We start from the raw sequence: 2,340 nt of genomic DNA, 5'->3' as shown, positions 1-2,340 counted from the left end.
GCGCCCGCCACACCGCTCCCCGTTTCGTTGCGCGTGGCCAAACCCGCCAGTGGCGTGCATCTTGCCGGACAGCGCATCGTGGTCATGCCGCAGAACAACCAGGTCAGCGTGTATCAGGGGGCGAGCTGGAGCGAGCCCGCGCCGGTGCTGCTGCGCGACCGCCTGATCGATGCCCTGCGCGCGGATGGCCGGATCGCCGCGCTGAGCAGCGACGAGGCCCGGCTGCAGGCGGATTATGAGATCGTCAGCGACCTGCGCGCCTTCCAGAGCGAATACCGCGGAGGCGTTCCGGAGGCGGTCGTGAGGCTGGATGCGCGCCTGGTGGAGCGCGAAAGCCGGCGCATCCTCGCAAGCCGGATTTTCAACTCAGGCGAGCGCGCCGCGTCTAGCGATGTCCCGGCGGTAGTGAATGCCCTGGGGGTGGCGTCCACGCGCCTGGCAACCGACCTCGCAAGGTGGGCGGTGGACGAAATCCGGCGGACCCCGCCACGGCAGTGATGCCACCCGCGCGTGGGGTGGCAGGGCCGGGCGCTACTTGCGATGCGATTCCTGCCACTTGTCCAGCGAAACCAGCACCCTGTCGAGCAGGATGTGCAGGTGCTCCCAATCCTCGCAGCTCAGATCCGCGAACATCTCGCGCTCGAGCCCGCGGCCGATCTCTTCGCCTTCGCGCCACACCTGCATGCCGACCTCGGTCAGCGCGAGATGCTGCTGGCGGTTGTCGTTCACGTTGGGGCTGCGCGTGACCAGGCCGCGATCCTCGAGAAACGCGATGTTCTTCGACAACAGGGTCTTGTCGAGGACCAGCATGTTGCCGAGGTCTTTCGCCGTGATGCCCGGGTGATCGTGCACGAGCCGCAGCACGCGCAGCTCGCGGACGCCGAGCCCGAAGGCCTTCTTGTAGTACGTGTTGCCCGCCTTGATCGAGATGGTCTTGATCAGGTCCAGCTTGTAGGTGAGATAGGGCGCGTTGGTGTCGTTCATCATGATGCGTTGCCGGCACGATGTCGCCCGGAATGCTCCGTTGGCGTTAAAAAAGGGCAACTCCATTATGACGGAGTTGCCCCGGCCGGAACAGCGCGAGCCGTGAATAGCTGGCCTCAGCGCAGGAACGATTCCGCAAGGGCGACCCAATATGCGGCCCCGACCGGCAGGTTGCGGTCGTCGAAGTCATAGTGGGGGTGGTGGACCATCGGCGTGTCGCCGTTGCCGATGAAGCAGTAGGTGCCCGGCTTGCGCTGCGCGAAGAAGGCGAAGTCCTCGCTGCCCATGAAGCGCGGCCCGTCGGTCACGACCTTGTCGGCCCCGAGCAGCTCCTTTGCCACGTTGGCGGCGAACGCCGTGTGCTCGGCGTCATTCACCAGCACGGCGCCGGGCGTGCCTTCGCGGAGTTCCCAGGTGACGCCGTAGCACTCGGCCTGCGCAGCGGTGATCGAGCGCACCTTTCCGAGCACCAGTTCGCGCGTCTCGGGGCGGCTCGAGCGGATGCTCAGGCGCAGCAGGGCGGACTGCGGGATGACGTTGCCGGCGTCGCCGGCGAGGAATGCGCCGACCGATACGACCGCGGAATCGAGCGGCGCGACGTTGCGGGACGTGATCGTCTGCAGCGCCATTACGAGCGACGCGCCGGCGACGACCGGATCGATGCTGCGTTCGGGCATCGAACCGTGGCTGCCCTTGCCGGTGAGTTCGATCTCCCAGTTATCGACCGCCGCCATCACCGGGCCGGTCGTGAAATGGATCTTGCCCAGCTCGAGCCCGGGCATGTTGTGCATGCCGAACACGGCGTCCATCGGGAAGCGCTCGAACAAGCCGTCCGCGATCATCGCCAGCGCGCCGCCCATCACTTCCTCGGCTGGCTGGAAGATCAGGCGCACCGTGCCGTTGAACTTGCGGGTACGTGCCAGGTGCTGTGCCGCACCGAGCAGCATCGCGCTGTGGCCGTCGTGACCGCAAGTGTGCGAGCGCCCCTCGACCATGCTGCGGTGACCCCCGGCTGCCTTCTCGGCAACAGGCAGCGCGTCGATGTCGGCGCGCAGGCCGATCGCCTTCGTGCCGTCACCGGCGCGCAGGGAGGCGACGATGCCCGTCTTGCCGATGCCCGTAGCGACGTCGTAACCCCACGAGCGGAGCAGGCTCGCGATGTATTCGGCAGTGTGGCGCTCCTCGAAGGCCAGTTCCGGATAACGGTGCATGTGGTGGCGCCAGCCGGTGATCTGTTCCCGGTCGTTCGAGAGTTCTTGCAGCAGCGTGTTCATGACTTCACCTCTGTAGGTGGCAGGGGGTGGCTTTCCAGCTTCCGGGTCGTGAGGTCGTGTCAGGCGGGGACCGGGGAGGGGT

Annotated in this window: 3 protein-coding genes; 1 reads left to right on the top strand and 2 read right to left on the bottom strand. The window is 66.8% G+C overall.

The window, feature by feature from the left end:
- The coding region (locus GO615_RS27515) for an ABC-type transport auxiliary lipoprotein family protein (protein ID WP_169133031.1) at nt 1-498 on the top strand (498 nt) is incomplete at its 5' end.
- 33 nt (nt 499-531) lie between these two features.
- Here GO615_RS27515 and GO615_RS27510 read toward each other — a convergent pair.
- Nucleotides 532-987 carry a MarR family winged helix-turn-helix transcriptional regulator gene (locus GO615_RS27510; RefSeq protein ID WP_246262520.1) on the bottom strand — a complete coding sequence of 152 codons (456 nt, stop codon included), beginning with the start codon at nt 985-987 and terminating at the stop codon, nt 532-534.
- A 113-nt stretch (nt 988-1,100) separates the two neighbouring features.
- On the bottom strand, nt 1,101-2,258 hold the full coding sequence (locus tag GO615_RS27505) for a M20 aminoacylase family protein (RefSeq protein ID WP_169133030.1): 1,158 nt from the start codon (nt 2,256-2,258) through the stop codon (nt 1,101-1,103).
- Between the last annotated feature and the right edge of the window lie 82 nt (nt 2,259-2,340).

The organism is Aromatoleum evansii, from assembly GCF_012910805.1.
Taxonomy (GTDB): Bacteria; Pseudomonadota; Gammaproteobacteria; order Burkholderiales; family Rhodocyclaceae; genus Aromatoleum; species Aromatoleum evansii.
The sequence above is the reverse complement of the archived record's forward strand: the minus strand, read 5'-3'. Positions and strand labels throughout refer to the sequence as shown.

What these genes read in the sequence shown, in the direction of transcription:
- GO615_RS27510 (WP_246262520.1), bottom strand. Translation starts at nt 987, where the DNA reads ATGATGAACGACACCAACGCGCCCTATCTCACCTACAAGCTGGACCTG.
- GO615_RS27505 (WP_169133030.1), bottom strand. Translation starts at nt 2,258, where the DNA reads ATGAACACGCTGCTGCAAGAACTCTCGAACGACCGGGAACAGATCACC.